Below are 23939 nucleotides of genomic sequence, written 5' to 3'. Positions count from 1 at the left end.
TACAGGATGAACGAATTAAAATATATTGACAAGATTCAACGAGATGATTCTCTTCTTTCAATGCCGCAAAGTCTGTCCCAGATGCTCACGTTGGTAGGTTCGGATGATTATTCCATTGAAGATTTGATTAAAGTGGTTATGAATGATCCCGGTTTGACCAGTCGGATATTGAAGATGGCCAATTCTTCTTTTTATGGCCATCGCTCGGAAATATCAACGCTGCATCAGGCGGTAATGATGCTCGGGGCGACCCAGATAAAGTGCCTGGTATTGTCGGCTTCGGTATTCCAGGTACAGAAACTTGAATCGGATTATAATCTCGATATAAAGGGAATGTTTACTCATTTTATCGGAGTTGCCTTGGTAAGTAAAAACCTGGCTGATTTTCTGGGACACAATCAATCGGAGGAATTATTTATCGCCGGTTTATTGCATGATATCGGACAGCTATTCTTTATCCGTCATTTTCCACAAGATTATATGCAGGTTGAGGAAAGACTCTCTGAATTTCCATCACGTTTTGAGGCTGAGCAAAAAATTCTGGGAATCGATCATGCTGCAATCGGACAGATGCTGGCTGAAAAGTGGGGTTTTCCGGCAATACTGAAAGATACTATCGGTGGTCATCATAATTCGGCTCCGAATATCGCGGAAAACCAGACTATGCAGATTATACAACTGGCGGATTTACTGCATCCTTATTCAAGCGATGATACACCTATCAAGATTGAAAAGCGGATGGCATCAATAGGCCAATTGATTAACCTATTAAATATAAATCACAATGATATTGAGACAGTCACGAGAAATTTACCCAATGAAATTATCACCATTGCGGATAGTTTTGGAATCGATATCGGCGATCCCAGCGAGCTGTTGGCCCGGGCCAATCGAGAATTGTTTAACTCGTTTATTACCATTGAGCATTTATTCCGCGAGAGACAGGATTTATCACAACGCATCCTGATAGAGGAGCGACGGGCGGCGGTCATGGAGACCAAAAATGTCGCTATCGCGACATTGTCTCATTATATTAACAATGCTGCGATGGCTATCTCCGGTCGGGCGCAGTTATTGAAGATGCTCAGAGACCGAGAGAGAATAATTGACAAGGATGATCGTCTCGACAACATCCTTGAAGTCGTCGAGAAATCATTAAAAAAGATTATGGCCGTGATTCTTGAGCTTCGAGATTTGACAAATCTTGAAGAAATTGAGAAGTATTCGGAGTCCAACGCGATTTGTATTGATGACCGGGTTCAGTCTCGTCTGAAAGAGCTTGAAAACAGCGGCGAGGTTCTTTTACCCGTTCAGGAAGCGCAACCCGATAAATAATATTGCCCTTTTCTCATAATACCAATATATTTTGGGGGTATAATCAGGAGGACAAATGCCCCGTTATTTAACAGCCGGTGAATCCCATGGCCGGGGGATAATAGGATTGGTCGAATCGTTTCCGGCCGGTATACCGATATCATTAAAAAAGATTAATGAGCAATTAGGCCGCCGACAGCAAGGCTATGGTCGGGGCGGCCGGATGAAAATTGAAAAAGACAAGGTAAATATTCTTAGCGGTTTACGACATGGGAAAACGCTGGGATCGCCCATCACTCTCGAGATATCGAATAAGGATTGGTCGAATTGGAAAAAAATAATGGATCCAATGAGATCAATCGGCCGAAATCTTTCGCCAATGCAAAAGAAGCGGGCATATGATGTGACCGCTCCGCGTCCGGGGCATATTGATTTGGCCGGGGCGATTAAATACAATCAGCATGATCTCAGAAATGTTCTTGAGCGGGCCTCGGCGAGGGAAACCGCGGCGCGGGTGGCTTGCGGCGCGATCGCCCGACAGTTGCTTGAATATTTTGACATTAATATCGCGTCCCATGTTATTTCGATTGGTAAGGCAAAAATAAGCGGCAAAAAGATTGATTTTGATTTAATATCCGGCTGGTCGGACGCCTCACCGGTGAGATGCGTCGATACCGTCGCCGAGAAAAAAATGATCGCTGTGATTAAGCAGGCAATGAAAAATCGTGATACTCTGGGTGGAGTATTTGAGGTGAGAGTATGCGGTCTTCCGACCGGTTTGGGTAACAATGCCCAGTGGTATCAAAAAATAGACAGTCAATTAGCGGCAACGATAATGTCAATTCAATCGGTCAAAGGAGTGGAGATCGGCAAGGGATTTTCCAACGCAGGGAGATTCGGCTCGAAAGTACATGACATCATATATTATGATTCTCCGGACAAGCATCCAAAATCGAAAGGTTTTTATAGAAAGACAAATCGGGCTGGAGGAATTGAGGGGGGATTGACTAATGGAAGCGAGCTCATTGTTCGAGGAGCATGCAAGCCGATATCGACCCTGATGCGACCGCTTGATACGGTAGATATTATTTGCAAAGAAGCCAGAGAAGCGATTGTTGAGCGATCCGATATTTGTGTCGTCCCGGCCGCGGCGATTGTCGGCGAGGCTATGGTCGCGATGGTACTCGCCGATGCGTTTCTCGATAAGTTCGGGGGCGATAATCTGGCGGAAATTGAGACCAATTACGAGAGCTATTTAAACACCGATTTTTAAAGATTACTATATCCAAACGCTAAATAGATTATAATCATTTCATAGTATGTATTGTTGATGAAATTTGTTGGTCGAGCCTTATTAATTTTGTACATTTTGAGTAATTCGAAATTTAAAAAATAAGCTCTGAGGTAAATTATGAAACTTTCCAGTCATGTATCTGACGTATTTGACATTGCCGATAAGGCGGTTGCGATATTCTGCTATAAAAATGATATCCCCAAAGGCGATGTAATTGAAAAAATCGATATTCTTACAGGCGGCACGGTCGGTGAGATGTTCGCATCCGGCGAATTTGATGGATCTGAAGCGAAATCTGTAATGATCCATCAGGTCACCGAAACGATGGCGGGGCGGTTTATTTTGGCCGGATTGGGTGAGAAGAAATCGATAACATTTGATTCTTATCGTAAGGCGGCCGGGATTGTCGGAAAGATGGCGCGATCACATAAGATAGAGGGCGTTTCGTTTTATTATGATGGTCCCGATACCAACCCCATTACATCGGCAATTGTCGAGGGATTTGTGCTCGGGAGTTATCATTACGAGAATTATAAGACGGATAAAAAAGAGATAATCAAATCGATGTCGGTTGTTATTCCTCAGCGGGGTAAACTTCGTCAAGCTGAAGTCGGTTTGGCGCGAGGGGAGATAATCTCTGAAGCGGTGACACATTGCCGTGATTTGGTTAATATACCGGGCAATAATCTATATCCCGAGGCCTACGCCAAAGAGGCGGCTCGGCTGGCGAAGAAATATAAGTTCAAATGCAAAATCTTAAGTCCATCGGAAATCAAGAAAGAAAAAATGGGGGCGCTATTATCGGTTAGCAAGGGTTCGGACAATCCGCCCCGTTTTGTAATTCTCGAGTATAATGGCAAGCCCAAAGGGAAGCCGGTTGTGATAATCGGCAAAGGCGTGACATTTGATTCGGGCGGATTGTCGTTGAAAACACCGGCGGGTATGGTTGATATGAAAAATGATATGACGGGATCGGCGGTGGTTCTAAATGTGATTACCGCCGCCGCCCGGTTAAACGCCAAAATTAATTTGATCGCTCTGATGCCGTTGGTGGAAAATATGCCGTCGGGCAAAGCCAGCCGTCCCGGCGATGTTGTTATTTCGCGGGCGGGTCATTCCATTGAAATAATCAGCACCGACGCAGAGGGTCGGATGATTTTGGCAGACGCATTGGATTATGCGGAGATATTCGATCCGCAGGCGATTATTGATATCGCGACGTTAACCGGCGGAACAAAATATATTCTGGGCTATACCGGGGCGGTATTCGCGGGAAATAACAAAAAGCTAATTGACAATATTCATGCGGCGTCATTCGCGACCGGGGAGAGAGTCTGGGATCTTCCGATCTGGAAAGATTTCGAAGACGCCATGAAATCGGATATCGCGGATTTAAAAAATTCCGGCGGGGCTGACGCCGGCACTTTGAAGGCCGCGGCGTTTCTGAAGAAATTCGTAAAGGACAGGCCATGGGCGCATATTGATATCGCTTACGTCGATCTGGAGCCGAAGGGATTGCCTTATATTCCCAAAGGAGCGACGGGGTTTGGCGTAAGATTGCTTTTGGAATTACTGATGCGTTGGAAAAAAGTTAGTTGAGAAATATCTAAGAAAAACCCCGCTTTGAAGCGGGGTTTTTATTTGATTCTGAATTTGTTGTGACTAAACCGGTTGCGTAAATCAACCGATAAGAACGGGGACAGGATCAAGGCGGGAATTTTTTATAATTAAGGACTTGACAGTAGGATATTTTGGCTTATATTTTCAGGCTCTGTTATTTAGCGGATTTATATTTTGGAGTTGGAAATGAAAACATTTATACCCAAGGCGACCGACATTGATCGAAAATGGTATGTGGCCGACCTCAAGGGAGCTGTGTTGGGTCGGGCCGCTGTAAAAATCGCTGATATTTTACGCGGCAAGAACAAGCCGTATTTTTCACCGCATCTCGATTGTGGAGATAATGTTATCGTCATTAACGCCCGCCATGTGACCGTTACCGGACGCAAAGCCGAATCCAAGAAGTATTATCGTCATTCCGGTTACCCGGGAGGATTACGGACTCGTACTTATGGTCAGATGATCGAAAAGCATCCGGAAAAAGTCATTGAAAACGCGATTAAGGGTATGATTCCGCATAATCGCCTGGGACGAAAAGTATTCAAAAAGCTTCATGTTTATGCCGATGATTTTCATCCTCACCGGGCACAAAAACCTCAAGCCCTGAAATTAGACTGAAAGTGGAATTAGAATATGGAACAGGCTGCTGATAATAAGACCCCGGACGTATTTGCAGGCACAGGCCGCAGAAAGGAATCGGTTTGCCGCGTCGATATCAAGCCCGGTAAAGGCCAGATTTTGATTAATGGCCGCGAGAAGAAAGCCTATCTTTGCCGCGATTCACTCATTAAACATATTATGGAACCTCTTGAAAAAGTGGAAATGAGCGGAAAGTTTGATATTACCGCCAGCGTTAAAGGCGGTGGTTTGACCGGTCAGGCGGGAGCGATAAGGTTAGCGGTTGCCCGGGCTTTAATAATTTATGATCCGTCGCTGCGGAACGAATTGAAAAAGGGTGGTTTTTTAACCGTTGACGCCCGAAAGGTCGAAAGAAAGAAATATGGACAACCGAAGGCGCGGAAGCGCTTCCAGTTCTCCAAGCGTTAATAAATTAAAAATAACCACACTTCCGGACTTTATCGGGGGTCCGTATCTCGCGGCCCGATGCAGGATGAAGGAAGTGGTCGTAAAAACCGGAAAGGCCTATCAATGATTGATTCACGTATCAAGCGTTTACTCGAAGCCGGCGTCCATTTTGGGCATCAGACCCGACGCTGGAATCCCAAGATGAAGCCGTTTATATTTGCCGCCCGAAACGGCATTTATATTATTGACCTGAAAAAAACTCTTACGGCCATTGACGAAGCCAAACGCAAAATTAATGAAGTGGTCTCCAGCGGCCGGCCGATTTTGTTTGTGGGAACCAAAAAGCAGGCTCAAAATGTTATCCGCGAATCCGCCGAAAGAGCGGGTGCGTTTTATATTACCGACCGCTGGCTGGGTGGAATGCTGACTAATTTCAATACTATACGTGGCGGCATTAAACGCCTTAAAGAAATCGAAAAGATGAAAGAAGACGGCACTTTTGAGAAATTTACTAAAAAGGAAACCAGCCGTCTGGAGCGCGAGCAAAATCGTCTGGATCGGGTTTTAGGCGGTATCCGTGAAATGAATGCTCTTCCTGGTTTGGTCTATGTCATCGATTCCAAAAAAGAAAAAATCGCGGTTGCCGAGGCTGCCAAGTTGAATATTCCGATTGTAGCGATAGTCGATACCAACGCTGATCCTGAATTAATTGACTTTCCTATCGCTGCCAATGACGATGCCATCAAATCAATTCGTGTAATTACCAATGAACTTGCTGATTATATTTTGGCGGTCAAGCAGGGAACGACGACCGAGGAAATGACTGCTGGCGATTTTTCTATTGAGCCGGAAGTAAAGGAAGTCCCGCAAGAACCCGAAGTGAAAACAGAAAGTAAGAACGCTGTGCCAACCACCGATGAAGACGCAGCTGAGAATAAATAGGGGAGAAACTACGAAATGGCCGAAATTACAGCGAAAATGGTAAAGGAACTGCGTGATAAAACCGGCGCGGGTATGATGGATTGCAAAAAAGCGCTGACCGATAGCGATGGAGATCAGGAGAAGGCTATCAAGAATCTACGCGAAAGGGGGATTGCTTCAGCCAGCAAAAAATCAGGTCGAGCTACCAGCGAAGGTCTGATTTGTTCTTATATTCATCCCGGTGACAAACTGGGAGTATTAGTCGAGATTAATTGTGAAACCGATTTTGTCGCCCGCACCGATGATTTTAAGGCATTTGCCAAAGATGTCGCCATGCAAGTTGCGGCGGCCGATCCCAAAGTCATCAGCCGTGAAGAGGTTACTTCGGAATTGATCGATACCGAAAAGGAAGTCTATCGCGGTCAAGCTGAGCGGGAGGGCAAACCCGAGAAGATTATCGACAAGATTATCGAAGGAAAAATGGAAAAATTCTATTCGGAAGCTTGTTTGTTGGAGCAGGCTTTCGTAAAAGATAACGATAAAACCGTTTCGGATCTGGTTACGGATGCGATTGCGAAATTAGGCGAGAATATTCAGATTCGTCGTTTCGTAAGATTTCGCCTGGGAGAATAATAGATGGGGGACGATCCCCATTATAAGCGAATTATTTTGAAACTATCGGGGGAAAGCCTGATGGGTAAAGGTCTCTATGGTATTGATCCGGGGACCGTCCGGAAAATTTGTCTGGAATTCAAAGAACTTTCACAGGCCAAAATCCAAATTGGAATCGTCATTGGAGCCGGTAATATCTTCCGCGGCCTTAAAGCATCACAAAATGGAATGGATCGAGTTACCGCCGATTTTATGGGGATGATGGCGACTGTTCTGAATGCCATGGCTCTTAAAGACGGGTTGAATCAGATCGGCATATCGGCGCGGGTCATGTCGGCCCTGAGAATGGATACGGTCGCGGAATTTTATATTCGCAATAAGGCAATCAGTCATCTTGAAAAAGGCCGAATTGTCATTCTCGCAGCCGGAACGGGAAATCCATATTTCACGACCGATACCGCCGCGGCACAGCGAGCCGCAGAACTCAATGCTGAAGTCGTCATGAAAGGTACACGCGTGGACGGCGTTTACAGCGGCGATCCGGAGAAGGATGATTCGGCGGAATTATATACTGGTATATCTTACGATGATGTTTTGACTCGGCATTTGAAAGTCATGGACGCGACGGCTATCGCATTATGCCGTGAAAATAATATTCCAATTCTGGTCTTTAACATGACTGAAGAGGGCAATCTCTATAAAGCCGGGATGGGTGACAAAATCGGAACTTTGGTTCAATAACTGGGAGTCTTAATTATGCTGAACGAAATTCAAACCGATGCGGAAAGCCGCATGAAAAAAACTATCGAGGCGGTCAAAGGCGATCTGTCCGGCATACGTTCCGGGAAAGCGACTCCGGCGCTGCTTGATAGCGTCAAGGTAGAGGCCTACGGACAGATGACGCCTCTAAATCAATTGGGTTCAATATCAGTGCCCGATCCGAAAAGCTTGTTGGTTCAGCCGTGGGATAAAAGTATTATCAAGGATGTAGTTAAGGCGATCCAAACCGCTGAATTGGGATTGAATCCCCAGGCTGAAAGCAATTTGATAAGGATTCCGATTCCTCCGCTGTCAGAGGAGAGGCGGGGCGAATTAGTCAAGCTTTGCAAAAAGATGGCTGAGGATGGTCGGGTCGCGATTAGAAATATTCGCCGCGACGCCAATGATAAACTAAAAAAAGCCGAAAAAAATAAAAAAGTATCCGAAGATCAAATGCATGACGGTATCGATAATATTCAGAAGGCAACCGATAAATTTATCAAGGAAATCGACGAACTGGTCGAGGCCAAGGAAAAGGACATCATGTCCGTTTGATATTTTCGGATAATTGAATTTTTGTATTTTGTTTTGAGGGCTGCTAATAACACCAACATTAATTAATCTTGCAGCGTCTATTAAATAGTACTCTTCACAGTAAGGAGGATATTCGATGAGACGTTTTCTAATATTAACCCTATGCGCCATTCTATTAACAAGCATTTGGGGTTGCGGACTTAAGAAGAAATATCAGGGCGCCTTAATCGGTGCCGGGGCCGGAGCCGCGGCCGGAGCGGTTATCGGCGATAAAGCCGGTAATACCGCCGTGGGTGCCATTCTCGGCGCGGCTATCGGCGGAGCGGCCGGAGCCTACATCGGCAATTATATGGATAAGCAGGCGGAAGAAATTGAGCGCGACCTCGAAGGAGCAACGATTGAACGGATCGGCGAGGGAATTAAGATTACTTTCGATTCCGGAATTCTCTTTGATGTCAACTCTTCCGGGCTTAGGCGCGAAGCCAAAGTAAATTTGGAAAAACTGGCCGGAATTTTAATTAAATATGAAGATACCGAAGTTTTAATCGAGGGGCATACCGATTCGACCGGACCGGCCGAGCACAATCTGGACCTTTCATTGCGCCGGGCGCAATCAGTCGCGAATTTATTGACTACCAAGCAGGTTATCGCCACGCGTTTCCGAATTATGGGATACGGTGAAGATCAGCCGGTTGCGGATAATGCCATTTCTTCCGGCCGTCAGGCGAATCGGCGGGTGGATATCGCCATATTCGCTAATGACAAACTCAAAGGCGTAGCTAAGGATAAAGTTGATGGCTAAATTCTTGACTTTATCGTCAGTTTAATTTTATACTAAAAGCCCACCTTTTCGGGCTTGTTGAATAAGCTCAAAAGTGAACTTCAGCACCAATAATAGAGATTCGTTTCGATTTATAAGTTTTTGGTCTACGGCAGGTTACAATTTTGTTTTTACAAAATCAAGACCCGCCGTAACTCTCGGCGGCGGTTTTTCAACAAGCCCTTTCTGGTGGATTTTATAAGCGGGCACGCGAGTTAATATTCATTGACATTTCTCCAGTAATTAGTATAATAAGTGTAACTACGCTGTGGCATTTAATCAAGGTGGCAAAGGACATAATTGGTTTACTCTAAATTGATAAAGTGATTTTATAATTATTAAACTAATTCGGGCTGGCCAGTTTATTGGCAGTCATATTTGGAGGTTTATATGTTGCGGCGTAAAGTGTTGGCAGTATTGCTATCCTTGTCTCTTATGGTTTTTATTCGTTGTTCAGACGATAGTCCAAAACCCGTTACACCTGAGGTTGCAATCGACACCATAACAATTTCGGGTATAACTGAAGTACAAAGAGATGATAGTTTTCGCTCGATTGATCCCAATGACTGGTGTTATCAGTACCCGTACCCGAATGATTCCGTGCCTCAGACTTTCGCGTTATATCCGGTTTTTCCTAATCCCAGTTACCAGCAGGCAATGATTCATTTTGACATTCCGGAAACGTCCATTACTCACATTTACGTAATTGATTTCACGCAGCAGATCATTGCCGATTTATTAAATGAAGAAAAACCCCCGGGCAGTTACTGGACGGTATGGGATCATACTCAGATAGTAGGTGGCAGGGAAATCGCAGGCATGTATCGAATCATTATGGAGGCGGATTCGTTCTTATGTCATGGCGATATCAAAGTCGATTCATTATTGGGAGCCGACACAAAGGAATTTACTTTAGAAGTACATCACCTCAATAACAATATTGATATTTATTATGATTCCGATTATCCCCTGGCTGGTTTAATGATGATCCTCATCTATGAAGGAACCGTGAGCCCACCAAATTATTATATTGCCGCTCGCGAGATGGTTAAGGATTACAATTTCGTTGACAACACGCTCAGAGTATTTATATTGCCGCCCCTGCCGTCATTTCCGGATTTAGAAATTAAATGTTTACCGGCAGGATATCATCGACTTTGTACAGTTCCATATTATGGCGATGTGGTCGTCGGATATGCCGATGCCGCGGATACGACCGGAATTGAAATAATAAAGTCAAGAATATTGAATTATTATCCTGATTGATCAGCAATCCAGACAATTATTTGACTTAAACCAGTCGCGGGTCTATATTCGCTTCATAAATTTAGATGGAGATAGGCCCGAATGCGTCGATTTGGTTTTTTTATACTGTTAATTATTGTGCTGGCTAATTGCGGTGGCGACAAAGATGAGCCGCAGGAGGAATCTGCTGGTAAAAACGAATACCCCCGGGTGTGTATTGAGACGGATAAGGGAAAAATAGTTCTTGAATTATGGCCGGATGTGGCTCCCAATCATGTGGCTAATTTTTTGGATCTGGCGAATAAGGGTTTTTATACCGGATTGCAATGGCATCGCGTGGTTAAAAATTTCATGATTCAATCCGGTTCCCCGACTAACGATATATCCGGTCATGCCGGTTATGTAATCCCCGCTGAATTTTCCAATTTGCCACATAATCCGGGGACGCTGTCGATGGCGCGAGGACTTGATCCCAATTCGGCTTCGTGTCAGTTTTTTATTTGTCTTTCACGCCGCCCGGATTTAGACGGACAATATACAATTTTCGGCCGTACCGTTGAAGGCATGGATGTCGTGAAAAAAATTGGACGATTGGCCACCGATGAAAACGATAAACCGATTGAAGCCGTGCATTTATTGAAAATTTGGGAAGAAGGGAACCGGTTCCCATAAAGATCGAAGGGGATATAACAATCGAATAATCGATACGCAACTGACCGGCGTATTATTCGTAGTTTAGACTGAGAAATGAAAATGAAAAATATTAGCATACTCGGTTCAACAGGGTCGATCGGCCGTTCGACTCTGGATGTCATTACCGACAATCCCGGTAGTTTTAATATCGTAGCCTTGGCAGCCGGGAGAAATTTAGACCTATTAAAAAAACAAATAAGAAAATTTAATCCAAAATTCGTTTCAGTTTATTCCGAAAAAGAAGCGGATATACTCAAAAATGAATTGCCGGGAAAGGATATAGAGATAATATACGGGCCGGATGGATTGCAAAAACTGGCATCGCTCGCGGAAAATGATATTGTCCTGAATGCCTTAGTCGGCGCCGCCGGATTGCTGGCTTCTCTGGAGACGATTAAGGCGGGCAAAAATCTGGCTCTGGCCAATAAGGAATCGTTAGTCGTCGGGGGACCTCTTTTTGAAGATGAAGTGATTAAATCCGGGGGCAAAATCATGCCGGTCGATTCGGAGCATTCGGCCATCTGGCAATGTATGAATGCCGGAAAATTATCCGAAATAAGAAAGATAATCCTGACCGCATCGGGGGGGCCGTTCAGGACTCGGGACAAAGAATCGTTCAAAGCTATTACTATAGATGAGGCTCTGGCACACCCAACCTGGAAGATGGGTCCCAAGATTACTATTGATTCGGCCACGATGATGAATAAAGGGCTGGAGCTTATCGAAGCGGTCTGGCTGTTCACTATGCCAACCGATCAAATTGAGATTGTCATTCACCCTCAATCGATAGTCCATTCTCTGGTGGAATATGACGATAGTTCGATTATTGCCCAGCTCTCAAATCCGGATATGAAGCTCCCCATCGCCTACGCCTTATTCTGGCCCGACCGGGTCGAGTCCGATAACGGGCGATTGAGTTTAACCGAAGCAGGGCGGCTCGAATTTTATGAGCCCGATGAAGAAAAATTTCCGGCTCTTCGATTGGCACGAAACGTGGCTGAGGCGGGGGGGACGGCTCCGGCCGTTCTTAATGCCGCCAACGAAAAGGCGGTTGCTTATTTTCTTGACGGAAGGATTGGATTTGTTCAAATTACGGAACTTATTGAGAGAATTTTAGTTGAACATAACGTGGTTAATAAGCCAAACCTTGACGATATATTGAATATTGACAGGGAAACCAGAAATAGAGCAGAAGAAATAGTCAGGAAAATGACATGCTAATAACCATTCTTGCAACGGTATTTGTACTCGGTGTTTTAATCTTCTTCCATGAATTAGGTCATTTTATCGCGGCCAAACGGGCTGGAATCAAAGTTGAGAAATTTTCGCTCGGATTTCCGCCAGCCATAATTAAGAAAAAAGTCGGTGAGACAGAATATTCAATCGGTCTTGTGCCTCTGGGTGGCTTTGTAAAAATGGCCGGTGAATTACCGGGCGAGGAGTCGACCGGAGCGGCTTATGAATTTATGTCAAAATCGGTAGGGGCACGGGCTATCGTCGTCGCGGCCGGGCCGATTATGAATTTTGTCATCGCCTTTCTGATACTCTGGGGAATATTTTTTGTTAACGGCGAAGAAGTCGCAAGCACCGATCAAGCCGTAATAGGAGTGGTCGCAGAAGGCAGTCCTGCCGAAGGGGCGGGAATCGTACCGGGAGATATGATAGTCCGAATCAATGATTCGCCCATCACAACTTTTGAGAGCATGGCCCGAATTATCTCCACTCATGTCGAAGAACCTATTACCGTCATCTGGATTCGTGATGACATCGAAATGTCGGTCGGACTAACTACTTATTCTGAAGAAGTCTATAATGAAAAGGGTGAAAAAGTTCCTATCGGGATGATGGGAGTGGGCCAGCAGACAACCATCGTTGATCTTGGATTTTTTGAATCTGGGCATCGTGGTTTAGCAATGACGTGGTACTTTACAAAGAACGTTTATAAATTTGTCTATGACTTGGTGACGGCTCAGATTTCTCCAAAAATGATTGGCGGGCCGGTTTTCATTGCGCAGGCGGCGGGGGCTATGGCAAAAAGGGGCCTTATTGATCTTTTGGCGTTTATGGCCTTATTATCGGTAAATTTGGCCATCCTAAATATCCTGCCGATTCCGGTTTTAGATGGCGGGCATCTGATATTTCTCCTTATCGAGAAACTTAAAGGGAAGCCGCTGTCTTTAAACCAACGGGCTATTGCTCAGCAGATTGGACTGGTATTTTTACTGGTTGTGATAATTATGGTGACCTACAATGATATCGTTCGCGTAATTACCGGGTAAGACGAGATTAAATATTGATGCCAAAGAAAAAAAAGAAGAAGAAAGAAAATAAAAGAAAAAAGACTGCCGTTACTCAATCGTTTGATTATGCCAAGGCAATATTATTCGCGGTTATAGCCGCGTTTATAATTAAGACCTCGATAGCTGAAGCTTATAAAGTGCCTTCATCATCGATGGAAGATACTCTCCTTATCGGTGATTTGATAATTTCCAATAAATTTTTATACGGTGCGAAAGTGCCCTTTACCGACTGGCGATTTCCGGCGGTCAGGCCGCCCCAGCCCGGAGATATTATTACTTTCAAGTATCCCGGCGACCGCAAAACCGATTATGTCAAGCGATGCATTGCTGTTGAGGGTCAAATCGTTGCGGTGAAGGATAAAGTTCTTTATGTTGACGGTGAAATATTCCCGGATCCTGAATTCTCGAAATATTTGGATGGAAAATATCCCGCTCAATTTGTACCGCGTCGTGATAACTTCGGGCCTTATCGGGTACCTAAAGGAACCATCTTCGCGATGGGCGATAACCGTGATAAAAGCAATGATTCCCGATTCTGGGGGCCGGTGTCTCTTGATTTAATCGAGGGATATGTCTTTATAATTCAATGGTCGATTGCTGAGGATAAAGACGCTACTCAGATTGACATGACGGATTTGACAACTATCCCGAGATCGATCTGGGATAATACTTCTCGATTTTTGGGGAGGATTCGCTGGGATCGATTTGTCCAGACGGTAGACTAAATCAGGAAAAATTCACTTTGTCTTTTAAATGGTGTTATATATATTTGCGTTCTGAACATTTCAAAAACTGTATGGAGGCGATTTGTCGAAGAAAGTATCTTCCGGAACTTATGAATACGCCAAGTCATTGATTATTGCCCTGATATTGGCTTTCATTATTAAAACTTCAGTCGTGGAAGCCTACAAAATTCCTTCATCATCGATGGAAGATACGATGCTCATCGGCGATTTTTTCCTGGCTAACAAATTTATATACGGCGCCCAGATTCCGTTAACGAATTGGCGATTACCCTCCTTCAGAAATCCCGAACCGGGCGACGTGGTTGTTTTTCGATATCCGGTCGATCGGAAAACGAATTATATCAAACGATGCGTAGCTACCGAAGGGCAAGTCGTAGAAGTAATTGACAAAGTGTTGTATATTGACGGGGTCCGATTTCCCGATCCCGAATTCTCGAAATTTACCGGCTCCAGAATAATACCTCCCGGGGCAAATCCGCGTGATAATTTCCCCAAAGTAGTAGTCAGGAAAAATCATATTTTCTGTATGGGTGACAATCGCGATAATAGCTCTGATTCAAGATTCTGGGGGCCGGTGAACCTTGAATTAATTCAGGGGCAGGCCATGCTGATTCACTGGTCATGGACGCCGGATGAAGACGCTCCCGAGGTGACCTTGGCCGATTTAACCTCGATTCCAAAATCTGTTTTTTATAATATGTTGCATTTTTTCCAGAGAGTGCGGTGGTCGCGCTTGGGCGATATAGTTGAATAGAAGACCCACTTAGTCCTCTGTTAAAAAACCAAGTGTTCACGAATTTTATTGTTGCCTGTTCTCTAAAAACTTTCGTTTAATAATTGGAGAGTGTATCATCCAGGGAATGGGAGTGTCAATGTTTTCGTTCAGGAGAATGCCGGCGGCAAAGGAAATTGCGGCGATGCTGGCAGAGGTGCGCAAAGTCCCAAATTGTGAGGACTGTGATGTACTTCGGGGGGCTAATCTTTTGGCTAAGAAACAGTACTCTGGAAAGCATGCCTCGCTTTTTGATGATAATCTATCGTCTATAATTACAACTCATGTCAATCTCAACTGTGAAGAATGTCCGGTTGACGATATTTTGAAACGGTTTCGGCGTGACCGTACCGCCGCTGTAGCCGCTTTGATTTGATTATTAATTGCCGGCCTGTTCTTGGATTATTTCATTGTTCTTTGAAATATACCGGATTTGAATAAATAATTTAATACTATAAATCACATAGAGATAAGTTAATTGTAGAGCGAAAAATATTATATTTTTCGGTAAAAAGGTGAATTTTATCTTGACAAAATGACGACAAAAATGGTATGTTATTCAAGATTTGAGGACAATTTTTATTATTTGTAAAAATAGCCAATGGGTGGAAAAAATATGAAATCACGGCTAATCTTAATATTTCTATTATTGGGATATCAAGCGGGACTGGGTCAAGTCACGAGTGAAACCTGTTTGGATTGTCATGATGGGTACGACAAAACACTGGTCGAAAGTCCCCATGCATTAAAATTAAAGGTTCGAGCCGGTTCGACTACAATCGGCTGTACAAGTTGTCATGGTGACGGCGATGCGCATGTTGACGATCCAACGATAGACAATATATTGTGTCTCGCTTCCTCAGGAGTACATAAGATGGGGGTAATTTGCACGGAGTGCCATAATCCACATCTCAATGAAAACGCTTCGGGAATGATATCTTTTGCAGAACTTGACTTATCCTGTGTTTCTTGTCATGCGATTCATTCAAGTGATAATGACGCAATTAATCAAAGTGATGTCTTGATTTGTGAAAAATGTCACAAACAAACTGCTAATGAGTTTATCCAAAGATCAAACCATCCTCTCGGATTCGGAGGAGCTACCTGCACCGGATGTCATGATTTTATCGGCAAGGCATCACCGGATTTTGGCCATGGAACAGGAGTAAATTGTGTTTCCTGTCATCCCGAACAAAGTGGACCCTTCATAGCCGAGCATGAAGCCACGAGTACTTTTTCGACCGAAGGATCAGGATGTATTTCGTGCCATTCACCGCACGGCAGTCCCAATGATAGGTTGCTGACGCAACCGGGTAATGGTTTGTGTCGGCAATGCCATAGCGAAGGAGTCGGGCATTCCGCTACGGCGCACGATGGAGCTTATGCCTCGCTTGAATGTATTGATTGCCATAGCCAGGTTCATGGTTCTTTCGATTTCAGAAACCGTTTTCTACTCGACCAGGACTTGGGGCTTAAACTAACAGGAAACCCTGAAGCATGTTATTGCCACCGGCGAAATTAGGAGGGAGGAGAGTCTTGTTTAATAAAAATTATAGAATAATCGGGATAGTCGCGGCTGTTCTCCTGATATCGGCCGGAGTTGCGATGGCCGATCGGCAGACCGGAATGGTTAAAATCGGATTTTTGGATTTGTCTGAAGAAGGAAGTCCGAGCGTCTATCAACCCAATTTTAATATGTATCAGGGATTCCAGATATCTCTTGAGAAGTATAATTATCGTTTCGATAATGGCACTTGTGTGAATGCTAATTTCAAAAATATCACTCTAAAAAATCGGAATCTCTCATTGGGAGTCACGAGGGCAAGATACTATGGAATTAATCTGAATTATAATCAATATCGAAGGATTTATAATTCTTCCAGCTCAGCTAATACCGAAAGAGAAACATTCGGCGGTAATGCATGGCTGCAGCCTCATCGCATGATTCGATTATATGGAGGGATTGGTTCGGTCGGGAAAAAAGGCTCTGCGACGAATCTGTATAACGACGGTCCAACTATTCTAACGAATAAGGTCGATTATAGCCAAAAATATTTTAACTCCGGACTTCGTTTTACGCATTCGTTCTATAATGTTCAGGCGGATTATCGGTCAACTTCATTCGACGACGGCATTGATATGGCCAATGATCGTAATTCAACTCGAACCAGAATCAACGCAGTAATCCGATTGCCGTTTTATCAAAAAGTTATACTCAACGGCGGCTTTCAGCATTACACGAGTAAAGTGAAGAGGCGATTTGATACTCTTTCCGCTAATACAGCCTGGGGCGGGATGAAGTATAATTATGGTTCCGGATATAGTCTGAAGTACAATTTTATCTGGGATCGAGCTCGGCGCACCGGCGATCTGGCCGCGACGGATAATATAACTCAAGGATTATTTATCAGCAAAGTATGGCCACGAAGGGCGGGAATTACTCTCGGATATCGCCATAAAGGAAATGATATGGTCCCGGACGAGTTATCTTCTAACGGTTATTATTTGTCAACATGGGCTAAAATAACGGCACAATTAACCACACGAGCTAATTATGGCTCTGAAAATAAAGCTGTCAATGAGGGTCAAACATTAACCGGCGACCGGGATTATTCCCGATACCGCGTATCGCTCAAATATGACTTACCGCGGGAATATGGCAATGTCCGCTTAATAAGGGAAAATAGAAAAATAGAGAATAACGAAATTGGGAGCGAATCGAGTTATGGGAAATGGAGTCTGACGGGTTATTTGAATAATTCCAGATTTGGTGAACTGGATTATCAATATTCTTATTTAAAAGGCGAATATGATAATTCGGGCGGTTTATTCGAATTCAGCGATAATATTTTAACTGGAAATTACTTGAGCCCGCGATGCCATGAATTTCAATTAGGCGCTGGCGGCCGGTATGTCCGTAGTCGACAGGATGTAGATATTGAAAGCTCGCGAATTTATTTTAAGACTCTTTATTCCGTGACCCACGCCCACAAATTAGAGATTACTTATACCATCGATAATTTTGATAATCTGGCCGATATGTCCAGGCCATATGCCGAATATTACACGGCAAACATTATCGAAGTGTCATATTCATACAAGTTTTGAAGGTAGTTGAAGAAAATGAAATTAAAAAAATAAAACTCCACAAGGAGGGAAAAATGAAGGACAATGTTATTCTGACAGCGATCATTATTTTTGTGTTGATGGTCTTTGTCTCTTGTGAACGGGAGATAGTTGGCACCGTTGAAGTGGCTGACAACGGCCCGAACAATTGCTTCGATTGTCATGACGGCGCCGACGATCTCGGTACGGAGGTTATTCTGGCCACTAGGCAGTGGGAGAACTCAGCGCATGCGTCTGGCAATGCTATGAGAAGCAGCGGATCCTGCCGACCCTGTCACACCAATGAAGGGTTTATAGCCAGCGTAACCGGCGCCGATGTAACCGCCGATCATTTCACGTCCGTAGGCTGTTTCACCTGCCACGATCCTCACAACGACGGTGATTTCGCGCTCAGAACAACCGCGGCGGTCACACTGGGCAACGGCGCCACCTACAACCGGGGGCGATCGAATCTTTGCGTTGCATGCCACCATGGGCGCCGCGACATTGAAACGTACGTCGTCGACAGCGTGGAGTTGAGCGGCCACTTCGGGCCGCATCACAGCAACCAGTCCGACATGCTGATTGGCGAGAACGCCTATGAATACGATGGTTACGATTACGACGACGACTCCTGGCATTCCACCGGCGTGGCCGAAGGCTGCGTCACATGCCATTTCGATAACAGCGTCGATTATGTAATGGGTGGCCACACTTTCTGGATGGAAACTGAAGAGGATGAGAACACTGACGCTTGTAACGTCGATGGCTGTCATGCCACCTATACGGAAATCGATGATTTCGATCGGGTGACGGATTTTGACTTCGATGGCGACGGCGACGACACCGAGGGTGTCCAGACAGAAATCGACGACTTGATGGAGGAACTGGAGACTCTCTTAATCGCAGCCGGACTTCTTGAGTACATTGCCGAAGATGATGCCTGGGAGCCTACTGATGATTTGGTCGTTCCCGATGCAGATTCAGTCGGCGCTATTTTCAACTGGGCTTTCGTCCATGAAGATAAGTCGCACGGTATTCACAACACTCGCTATGCGGCAGCCCTGTTGCAGTCATCGATCAATTACATGACTACCGGCGATCCCGAAGGAGTTCCATCGATTGAACATCCGCCTCTGGCAAAATCGCATGATTAATGAATTGAGTTAAATGATATGAAAAAGGCCCTTTCTCTGACGAGAAGGGGCTTTTTTTTATTTCAATAGTATCAATTTCTTGATTTCTGTTTGGTTATTTAACTTAAGGCGGTAAATGTATATCCCCGACGGGGAATCATTGCCGGAATCGTTTTTGCCGCTCCAGATTACCTGATGTGAACCGGCGGGTAGGTGTTTATATATAATATTCGCGACGCGGCGGCCGAGAATATCAAATATAAATAACTCGACATGTCCGGCCCGATGAATCGTAAACTCTATTTTAGTGGAAGCGTTGAACGGATTGGGATAGTTTTGTGAGAGGACTATTTTATGTGGTAAATTATTATTTACTAAATCTTCGGCCGAAGTCGGGCTTTGAGTCAGGAATGGTTCGACAAAAATCGTACCGGTATAAAACAGACTATCATATTGCAAAAGGCTATCAATGCAAATTATGTCAGGACATTCCCAGAAATTATTAGACGCGATAACATCACCGTTACCGATAGCGGATATGCCGTTGGTTATTTCGCAATTTCTTATTAGCGGAGACGCTTCAAATATGGCCAGTGCGGCATCAGATTCAAACGCGGTTAGATATGATGAATCTATTATAGTCGGAGAGTTTGAGAAGTTAATTGCGTTATAGCCGAGCAATAATCCGTCACCGTGATACCCGTCAATCCATACATTTCGCAATATCGCGAAATCGCTGATTGTAACGGTCGGGCGGTTCTGGAGCGAAAAATCTTTGGATAAAACAAACGAGCTGTCTCGGTACTTACCGCCGCCGAAAACATATATAGGGAAATCAATTGATAAATTTTCGATTAATACGGTCGAATTATCTGACGCAATGTGAAGCGAATCCCAGGGGCGGAGTTGATTTAGCGTATTATCCAAAATAGCCTGATTTCCGGCGGGAGTATCCTCATTTAACTTAACCGATATTCTTTGCGGACCCGCAGCATACAAATCGCAAAGAACCTGACCGGCCCCAATCGCTTCGCCCAACTCTCCACCGTCGGCGCAAGGGGAATAGGCGTCAATATCAAGCCCGCTATCGGATACTGAGCAAAACATTGGATCGTAAGAGATGTTTCCATCAATGCCGGTTAAATCGGTAAAGACTCCTCCGTAGTCGGGCCCCGAGACAGTATGCCAGATATTATTAAATGAAATATCAAGAGTGTATGCGGCATCGTCGTTATAAACAGGAGTAGATGAATTGAAGGCGAATAGATTATTCTTTACGATTCCACCTGCGGAATAATTTCCCAATTCGAAATTTTTTTCAGTTGTTTTCTCAGCCTTTACAAATGAGGGCGAGCTTAGTATCGCTATGCCGTCGCAAAGATCACGGGCGGAATAATTGCAGGCAAATGTGGAATTTCGTACATCAAGCGGATTTTGGAAACCGCTTATAAATGCTATCCCGGCATAAACCGAAGATGTGTTGTTAAATATTTTGGTAAATGAGATTGTAGCGTCAGCCAGGCCGCATACTAACCCTGCTCCTGTGCCCGCCGAATTGCGGGCTATAATACAACTGTCAATTTCGACACGACCCAATAAACTATATATTCCGCCCCCCTGAGCCAGCGCGAAATCATCCATAGAAGGGAGGCCGGAATCATGTGTGACTCTGTTGCCCGATATATTGCAGTTTTTCAGGAACAAATTCCCAAGGTTTTTTATACCTCCTCCTGATGCCAGCCGCCCCTGTTCAGTCGTTTTGACACGGTTTTTAGTAATAGTGGAATTGACTATCGTCAACCGCTCGCACAAAGCCATTATGGCTCCCCCGCGATGAGACGCCTTATTATTTTCTATAAGACAGTTCTCGATGCGGGGCGCGCCGCCCGATAAAAACAGCCCTCCGCCTTCTTCAGCATAACAATCTCGGATGATGCAGTTTCGAATTAGGGGAGAGGTATCGATACATAGTATCCCACCTCGAAACGGCTGAGACCAATCGAAGTTGATTTCATATCCGCCAGATACTGTAAATCCGTCTAATATGGACAGGGAATCTTCCCCGCTATCAAATGTGACTGAGCGAGATTCTCCGGTCGTCAAGATAGTTGTTAGCTCTGAACCGCCTTCAGAAGTTACCAGGATTCGTTTTCCAAGGAAATCTAATCTGGAATTTCCCGGGCCGGAGTATATCCCGGGCGCGACCAAAACAGTGTCACCTTCGGAAGCGGCGTTGATTCCTATTTGAATTGTCGTTCGTTGGGCCGGAACCAGAATGATATCTGATTGAGCGACGCCGCTCAAAATTAGTACCCAAAATGCAAAAGTATAAAGTATTCCAAGGCTTAATCGCGTTTTCAAATCGATACTCCGGGTTTTTTTATACATACGTAATTTTGATGAAAAATCCGATTTGTCAAGTCGAAATAATTGATAACTGCAGGTATGACCTGGGGTAGGAATAATTATTTTCCTTGATTAAGAGTGCGAAATTTGATTATCCTTGAATGATTTTATTTGGATGAGCAAAAATGTACAGGTTGGAAGTTAAAAAGTTATTCAAGAATTTTGGGTTTCGGAAGGTTCTCAGAGACGTATCATTCGAGCTTCAAAGCGGCCAGTCACTGGCTATAACCGGCCGCAACGGTTCAGGGAAAACGACCCTGTTGCGCCTTCTGGCCGGGCTGGCGTCTCCAACCCGAGGAGAAGTTATATATTACGATTCAAGCGGAAGGTTAAATCGTTCCACCACCCGTCAAATCCTGTCATATGTCGGCCCGGAAATGACGCTCTATGATCCATTGACGGCCGAAGAGAATCTCAGGTTTTTCGCTACCATGAGAGGCGTATCAATCACTTCGGAGGAAATAAAAACAACTCTTAAAGAGATTGGATTAAAAGGGAGAGGCAAAGATAAATACGGCGCCTATTCATCGGGAATGAAGCAGAGGCTTAAATACGCCGTGGCGTTGTTAAATAAGCCTGCTTTTTTGCTGCTTGATGAGCCAACTTCTAATCTTGATGACGATGGCAAAAATCTGGTTTCAAAAGTTATTGAAAGGCAGAAGGAAAACGGGATATTGATAATCGCGACTAATGAAAAAGAGGAGTATGGGATTGCCGAAAAACTCTACCAGCTTAATAGCTAAGTCGGTCGCGATCCTTCGTAAGGATATCCGGTGCGAGTTTAGAACCCGTTACGCATTAAACGCAATTTTGCTTTTCGGCATTACGACATTGACAGTTGTCTCATTTTCCGTGGGACAAATGAATCTGGAACCTGCCGTATATGCCTCGCTTTTTTGGATTATTATTTTCTTTGCGGCGATGTCAGGGCTGGCTCAGGTATTTATCAGAGAAGAAGAAGCCAAAACTTCAACCATATTAAAACTAACGGCCGATTCCACCGCGGTCTATCTGGGAAAACTGGTTTTCAATTTCTTTCTGTTAATAATTCTGGAAGTAATTATTACTCCGATGTTTATCATCATGACGGACGTCAATGTCCAAAATTTCCAGCTCTTTTTGGTAATTTTGTTTCTGGGCGGAATTGCCTTGGTAGGGACGACTACATTGATCGCCGCCCTTATCGCCAAAGCTGGTGTCAAGGGGGCTTTATTTGCCGTATTATCATTTCCGATTCTCTTGCCATTATTGATCGGCGCTATTGAAGGTACCAAAAAGGCGTTGTCGCCCGGCGCGGGTTTCGCAGCTGCTTCGCCGGAAATTCAATTGCTTTTCGCCTATTCGGTGGTAATGATTACGGCCAGTTTAATGCTTTTTGAATTTGTATGGAACGATTAAGACAAATTGGAACTTATCGCGTATTCGTTTGTTTTAATTCAAAATTTATTTATATTGGCCAGTTATGGATTGAGGATAAATAATGTCCGGTTGGTTGAAAATTATATTGTTTGCCTTAATGACATGGGTCATAATCGCGGCCTTTGTATTTCCTGCGCCTCAGCAATCGATCGGAGCCGCGAGCCGCATATTTTACTTTCATGTGCCCCAGGCCTGGGTGGCCGTATTGGCCTTTTTGATTTCAATGATTATGTCAATCAGGTATCTCAAGAACGGGAATATAATTGACGACGATCGTTCGCGCGCGGCGGCCGGTCTGGGTTTATTATTCTGTTTGCTGGCGACAATAACGGGTTCAATATTCGCAAAAGTAACCTGGCAGTCGTTTTGGAATTGGGATCCCCGGGAGACATCTATTTTTATACTGCTTCTGATTTATGGAGCATATTTCGCCCTGCGTTCGGCGGTTGATGATCCCGAAAAACGGGGGCGTCTGGCGGCCGTTTATGCCATTTTCGCGTTTTTGGCGGTTCCTTTTCTGGTATTTGTCATCCCTCGCGTAATGCCGTCTTTGCATCCCTCTGATTCGATAGTTGACGAATCGGGAAAAATTACAATGTCGGGAACGACCACATCGGTGTTTTTCCCGGCTCTTATCGCGTTCACGATGGTCTTTGCCTGGATGTATAAATTAACGATTAAGATTTTTGTTAAAGAACGCAAAGTTTATGAGGAGTTAATGAAATGACTTCCAATTACATGGTCATGGCCGTTACCCTTCTCATTTGGGTAGCCTTGTTCGTATATCTACTGATGTTAGATAGAAAAGTTAAGAAGCTTGAGGATTAGAAGTGAAAACTAAATATATTGCCGGTTTGCTGATAATTGCCGTCTTTGTCACCTGGGGATTATATTCCTTCGTTTCAACCACTGTCACATATGTACCCCTGACCAAAGTATCAACAACGCAGGGGACGGTTCAGGTTATGGGTAAAATCGATTTTGACGCAGTCAATTACAATGCCGAAGAGTCTCGCCTGGAATTTGTAATAACCGACCTTGAAAATCCTGAATCCGATTTTAGGCTCAAAGTAATTTATGGCGGCGTGGTTCCGGGGAATTTTGAACAGGCTACATCGGTGGTCGCCAAAGGACGCTACGATAACGGGGTTTTTGTGGCCGATCAATTGCTCGTTAAATGTCCCTCGAAATATCAGGGGTTGGATCAAGAGGCTTAA

General features: G+C 44.5%; 26 protein-coding genes. 25 read left to right on the top strand and 1 reads right to left on the bottom strand.

From position 1 onward, the window contains the following. Positions 1-6 precede the first annotated feature (6 nt). The 20 genes from V3V99_01830 to V3V99_01735 all read left to right on the top strand — a co-directional run bounded on the left by V3V99_01830 (position 7) and on the right by V3V99_01735 (position 18918). Positions 7-1335: an HDOD domain-containing protein gene (locus tag V3V99_01830; protein MEE9441390.1), complete on the top strand. Its 1329-nt coding sequence runs from the start codon at positions 7-9 to the stop codon at positions 1333-1335. 55 nt (positions 1336-1390) lie between these two features. Then, positions 1391-2587 carry a chorismate synthase gene (gene aroC, locus V3V99_01825; GenBank protein MEE9441389.1) on the top strand — a complete coding sequence of 399 codons (1197 nt, stop codon included), beginning with the start codon at positions 1391-1393 and terminating at the stop codon, positions 2585-2587. A gap of 138 nt (positions 2588-2725) precedes the next feature. Beyond that, positions 2726-4207 carry a leucyl aminopeptidase gene (locus tag V3V99_01820; protein MEE9441388.1) on the top strand — a complete coding sequence of 494 codons (1482 nt, stop codon included), beginning with the start codon at positions 2726-2728 and terminating at the stop codon, positions 4205-4207. A 207-nt stretch (positions 4208-4414) separates the two neighbouring features. After that, the gene (gene rplM / locus V3V99_01815; GenBank protein ID MEE9441387.1) at positions 4415-4846 is read left to right on the top strand and encodes a 50S ribosomal protein L13; all 432 of its coding nucleotides are present in this window, start codon (positions 4415-4417) and stop codon (positions 4844-4846) included. 15 nt (positions 4847-4861) lie between these two features. Beyond that, complete coding sequence (gene rpsI / locus V3V99_01810; GenBank protein ID MEE9441386.1) at positions 4862-5275, top strand: 30S ribosomal protein S9; 414 nt, start codon at positions 4862-4864, stop codon at positions 5273-5275. A gap of 102 nt (positions 5276-5377) precedes the next feature. Then, the gene (gene rpsB / locus V3V99_01805) at positions 5378-6196 is read left to right on the top strand and encodes a 30S ribosomal protein S2 (GenBank protein ID MEE9441385.1); all 819 of its coding nucleotides are present in this window, start codon (positions 5378-5380) and stop codon (positions 6194-6196) included. A 15-nt stretch (positions 6197-6211) separates the two neighbouring features. Continuing rightward, the gene (tsf, locus tag V3V99_01800) at positions 6212-6808 is read left to right on the top strand and encodes a translation elongation factor Ts (protein MEE9441384.1); all 597 of its coding nucleotides are present in this window, start codon (positions 6212-6214) and stop codon (positions 6806-6808) included. A gap of 3 nt (positions 6809-6811) precedes the next feature. Further along, positions 6812-7528, top strand: coding sequence for a UMP kinase (gene pyrH, locus V3V99_01795; protein ID MEE9441383.1), 717 nt, complete (start codon positions 6812-6814; stop codon positions 7526-7528). A gap of 15 nt (positions 7529-7543) precedes the next feature. Beyond that, positions 7544-8101 (top strand): ribosome recycling factor, encoded by a 558-nt coding sequence (gene frr / locus V3V99_01790; protein ID MEE9441382.1) that lies wholly within the window; start codon positions 7544-7546, stop codon positions 8099-8101. A 115-nt stretch (positions 8102-8216) separates the two neighbouring features. Next, positions 8217-8882, top strand: a complete 666-nt coding sequence (locus V3V99_01785) for an OmpA family protein (GenBank protein MEE9441381.1) — start codon at positions 8217-8219, stop codon at positions 8880-8882. A gap of 408 nt (positions 8883-9290) precedes the next feature. Then, entirely contained in the window at positions 9291-10166 is an 876-nt protein-coding gene (locus tag V3V99_01780; protein ID MEE9441380.1) for a hypothetical protein, read from the top strand. A gap of 81 nt (positions 10167-10247) precedes the next feature. After that, on the top strand, positions 10248-10817 hold the full coding sequence (locus V3V99_01775) for a peptidylprolyl isomerase (GenBank protein ID MEE9441379.1): 570 nt from the start codon (positions 10248-10250) through the stop codon (positions 10815-10817). A gap of 81 nt (positions 10818-10898) precedes the next feature. Further along, positions 10899-12059 carry a 1-deoxy-D-xylulose-5-phosphate reductoisomerase gene (locus V3V99_01770; protein MEE9441378.1) on the top strand — a complete coding sequence of 387 codons (1161 nt, stop codon included), beginning with the start codon at positions 10899-10901 and terminating at the stop codon, positions 12057-12059. Beyond that, on the top strand, positions 12053-13117 hold the full coding sequence (rseP, locus tag V3V99_01765) for an RIP metalloprotease RseP (GenBank protein MEE9441377.1): 1065 nt from the start codon (positions 12053-12055) through the stop codon (positions 13115-13117). Before V3V99_01770 ends, rseP begins: the two co-directional genes overlap by 7 nt. Positions 13118-13134: 17 nt before the next feature. Then, positions 13135-13863 carry a signal peptidase I gene (gene lepB / locus V3V99_01760; GenBank protein MEE9441376.1) on the top strand — a complete coding sequence of 243 codons (729 nt, stop codon included), beginning with the start codon at positions 13135-13137 and terminating at the stop codon, positions 13861-13863. Between the two features lie 82 nt (positions 13864-13945). Next, on the top strand, positions 13946-14638 hold the full coding sequence (gene lepB, locus V3V99_01755) for a signal peptidase I (GenBank protein MEE9441375.1): 693 nt from the start codon (positions 13946-13948) through the stop codon (positions 14636-14638). Positions 14639-14774: 136 nt separating this feature from the next. Continuing rightward, a complete protein-coding gene (locus V3V99_01750) occupies positions 14775-15032 on the top strand; it encodes a hypothetical protein (protein MEE9441374.1) in 258 nt (85 codons plus the stop codon). 240 nt (positions 15033-15272) lie between these two features. Next, the gene (locus V3V99_01745) at positions 15273-16178 is read left to right on the top strand and encodes a cytochrome c3 family protein (GenBank protein ID MEE9441373.1); all 906 of its coding nucleotides are present in this window, start codon (positions 15273-15275) and stop codon (positions 16176-16178) included. A gap of 14 nt (positions 16179-16192) precedes the next feature. After that, positions 16193-17764: a hypothetical protein gene (locus V3V99_01740; GenBank protein ID MEE9441372.1), complete on the top strand. Its 1572-nt coding sequence runs from the start codon at positions 16193-16195 to the stop codon at positions 17762-17764. A 53-nt stretch (positions 17765-17817) separates the two neighbouring features. Next, a complete protein-coding gene (locus tag V3V99_01735; GenBank protein MEE9441371.1) occupies positions 17818-18918 on the top strand; it encodes a hypothetical protein in 1101 nt (366 codons plus the stop codon). A gap of 57 nt (positions 18919-18975) precedes the next feature. On the opposite strand, the gene V3V99_01730 is transcribed toward V3V99_01735, so the two are convergent. After that, on the bottom strand, positions 18976-21258 hold the full coding sequence (locus tag V3V99_01730; GenBank protein ID MEE9441370.1) for a T9SS type A sorting domain-containing protein: 2283 nt from the start codon (positions 21256-21258) through the stop codon (positions 18976-18978). Positions 21259-21428: 170 nt separating this feature from the next. Between V3V99_01730 and ccmA the strand changes: the two genes are divergently transcribed. From ccmA to V3V99_01705, 5 genes are all read left to right on the top strand, one after another. Beyond that, entirely contained in the window at positions 21429-22046 is a 618-nt protein-coding gene (gene ccmA / locus V3V99_01725; GenBank protein ID MEE9441369.1) for a heme ABC exporter ATP-binding protein CcmA, read from the top strand. Next, positions 22015-22701, top strand: a complete 687-nt coding sequence (locus tag V3V99_01720; protein ID MEE9441368.1) for a heme exporter protein CcmB — start codon at positions 22015-22017, stop codon at positions 22699-22701. The genes ccmA and V3V99_01720 overlap by 32 nt, the downstream gene beginning before the upstream one ends. Before the next feature lie 82 nt (positions 22702-22783). Then, the gene (locus V3V99_01715) at positions 22784-23449 is read left to right on the top strand and encodes a cytochrome c biogenesis protein (GenBank protein ID MEE9441367.1); all 666 of its coding nucleotides are present in this window, start codon (positions 22784-22786) and stop codon (positions 23447-23449) included. After that, positions 23446-23550, top strand: a complete 105-nt coding sequence (locus V3V99_01710; GenBank protein MEE9441366.1) for a CcmD family protein — start codon at positions 23446-23448, stop codon at positions 23548-23550. The genes V3V99_01715 and V3V99_01710 overlap by 4 nt, the downstream gene beginning before the upstream one ends. A gap of 2 nt (positions 23551-23552) precedes the next feature. Continuing rightward, the gene (locus V3V99_01705) at positions 23553-23939 is read left to right on the top strand and encodes a cytochrome c maturation protein CcmE (protein ID MEE9441365.1); all 387 of its coding nucleotides are present in this window, start codon (positions 23553-23555) and stop codon (positions 23937-23939) included.

Source organism: Candidatus Zixiibacteriota bacterium (assembly GCA_036480375.1).
In the GTDB taxonomy this organism is placed as follows: domain Bacteria; phylum Zixibacteria; class MSB-5A5; order GN15; family JAAZOE01; genus JAZGGI01.
This window is presented reverse-complemented; position numbering and strand designations above follow the sequence as displayed.

What these genes read in the sequence shown, in the direction of transcription:
- V3V99_01830 (MEE9441390.1), top strand. Translation starts at nt 7, where the DNA reads ATGAACGAATTAAAATATATTGACAAGATTCAACGAGATGATTCTCTT.
- aroC (MEE9441389.1), top strand. Translation starts at nt 1,391, where the DNA reads ATGCCCCGTTATTTAACAGCCGGTGAATCCCATGGCCGGGGGATAATA.
- V3V99_01820 (MEE9441388.1), top strand. Translation starts at nt 2,726, where the DNA reads ATGAAACTTTCCAGTCATGTATCTGACGTATTTGACATTGCCGATAAG.
- rplM (MEE9441387.1), top strand. Translation starts at nt 4,415, where the DNA reads ATGAAAACATTTATACCCAAGGCGACCGACATTGATCGAAAATGGTAT.
- rpsI (MEE9441386.1), top strand. Translation starts at nt 4,862, where the DNA reads ATGGAACAGGCTGCTGATAATAAGACCCCGGACGTATTTGCAGGCACA.
- rpsB (MEE9441385.1), top strand. Translation starts at nt 5,378, where the DNA reads ATGATTGATTCACGTATCAAGCGTTTACTCGAAGCCGGCGTCCATTTT.
- tsf (MEE9441384.1), top strand. Translation starts at nt 6,212, where the DNA reads ATGGCCGAAATTACAGCGAAAATGGTAAAGGAACTGCGTGATAAAACC.
- pyrH (MEE9441383.1), top strand. Translation starts at nt 6,812, where the DNA reads ATGGGGGACGATCCCCATTATAAGCGAATTATTTTGAAACTATCGGGG.
- frr (MEE9441382.1), top strand. Translation starts at nt 7,544, where the DNA reads ATGCTGAACGAAATTCAAACCGATGCGGAAAGCCGCATGAAAAAAACT.
- V3V99_01785 (MEE9441381.1), top strand. Translation starts at nt 8,217, where the DNA reads ATGAGACGTTTTCTAATATTAACCCTATGCGCCATTCTATTAACAAGC.
- V3V99_01780 (MEE9441380.1), top strand. Translation starts at nt 9,291, where the DNA reads ATGTTGCGGCGTAAAGTGTTGGCAGTATTGCTATCCTTGTCTCTTATG.
- V3V99_01775 (MEE9441379.1), top strand. Translation starts at nt 10,248, where the DNA reads ATGCGTCGATTTGGTTTTTTTATACTGTTAATTATTGTGCTGGCTAAT.
- V3V99_01770 (MEE9441378.1), top strand. Translation starts at nt 10,899, where the DNA reads ATGAAAAATATTAGCATACTCGGTTCAACAGGGTCGATCGGCCGTTCG.
- rseP (MEE9441377.1), top strand. Translation starts at nt 12,053, where the DNA reads ATGCTAATAACCATTCTTGCAACGGTATTTGTACTCGGTGTTTTAATC.
- lepB (MEE9441376.1), top strand. Translation starts at nt 13,135, where the DNA reads ATGCCAAAGAAAAAAAAGAAGAAGAAAGAAAATAAAAGAAAAAAGACT.
- V3V99_01750 (MEE9441374.1), top strand. Translation starts at nt 14,775, where the DNA reads ATGCCGGCGGCAAAGGAAATTGCGGCGATGCTGGCAGAGGTGCGCAAA.
- V3V99_01745 (MEE9441373.1), top strand. Translation starts at nt 15,273, where the DNA reads ATGAAATCACGGCTAATCTTAATATTTCTATTATTGGGATATCAAGCG.
- V3V99_01735 (MEE9441371.1), top strand. Translation starts at nt 17,818, where the DNA reads ATGAAGGACAATGTTATTCTGACAGCGATCATTATTTTTGTGTTGATG.
- ccmA (MEE9441369.1), top strand. Translation starts at nt 21,429, where the DNA reads ATGTACAGGTTGGAAGTTAAAAAGTTATTCAAGAATTTTGGGTTTCGG.
- V3V99_01715 (MEE9441367.1), top strand. Translation starts at nt 22,784, where the DNA reads ATGTCCGGTTGGTTGAAAATTATATTGTTTGCCTTAATGACATGGGTC.
- V3V99_01710 (MEE9441366.1), top strand. Translation starts at nt 23,446, where the DNA reads ATGACTTCCAATTACATGGTCATGGCCGTTACCCTTCTCATTTGGGTA.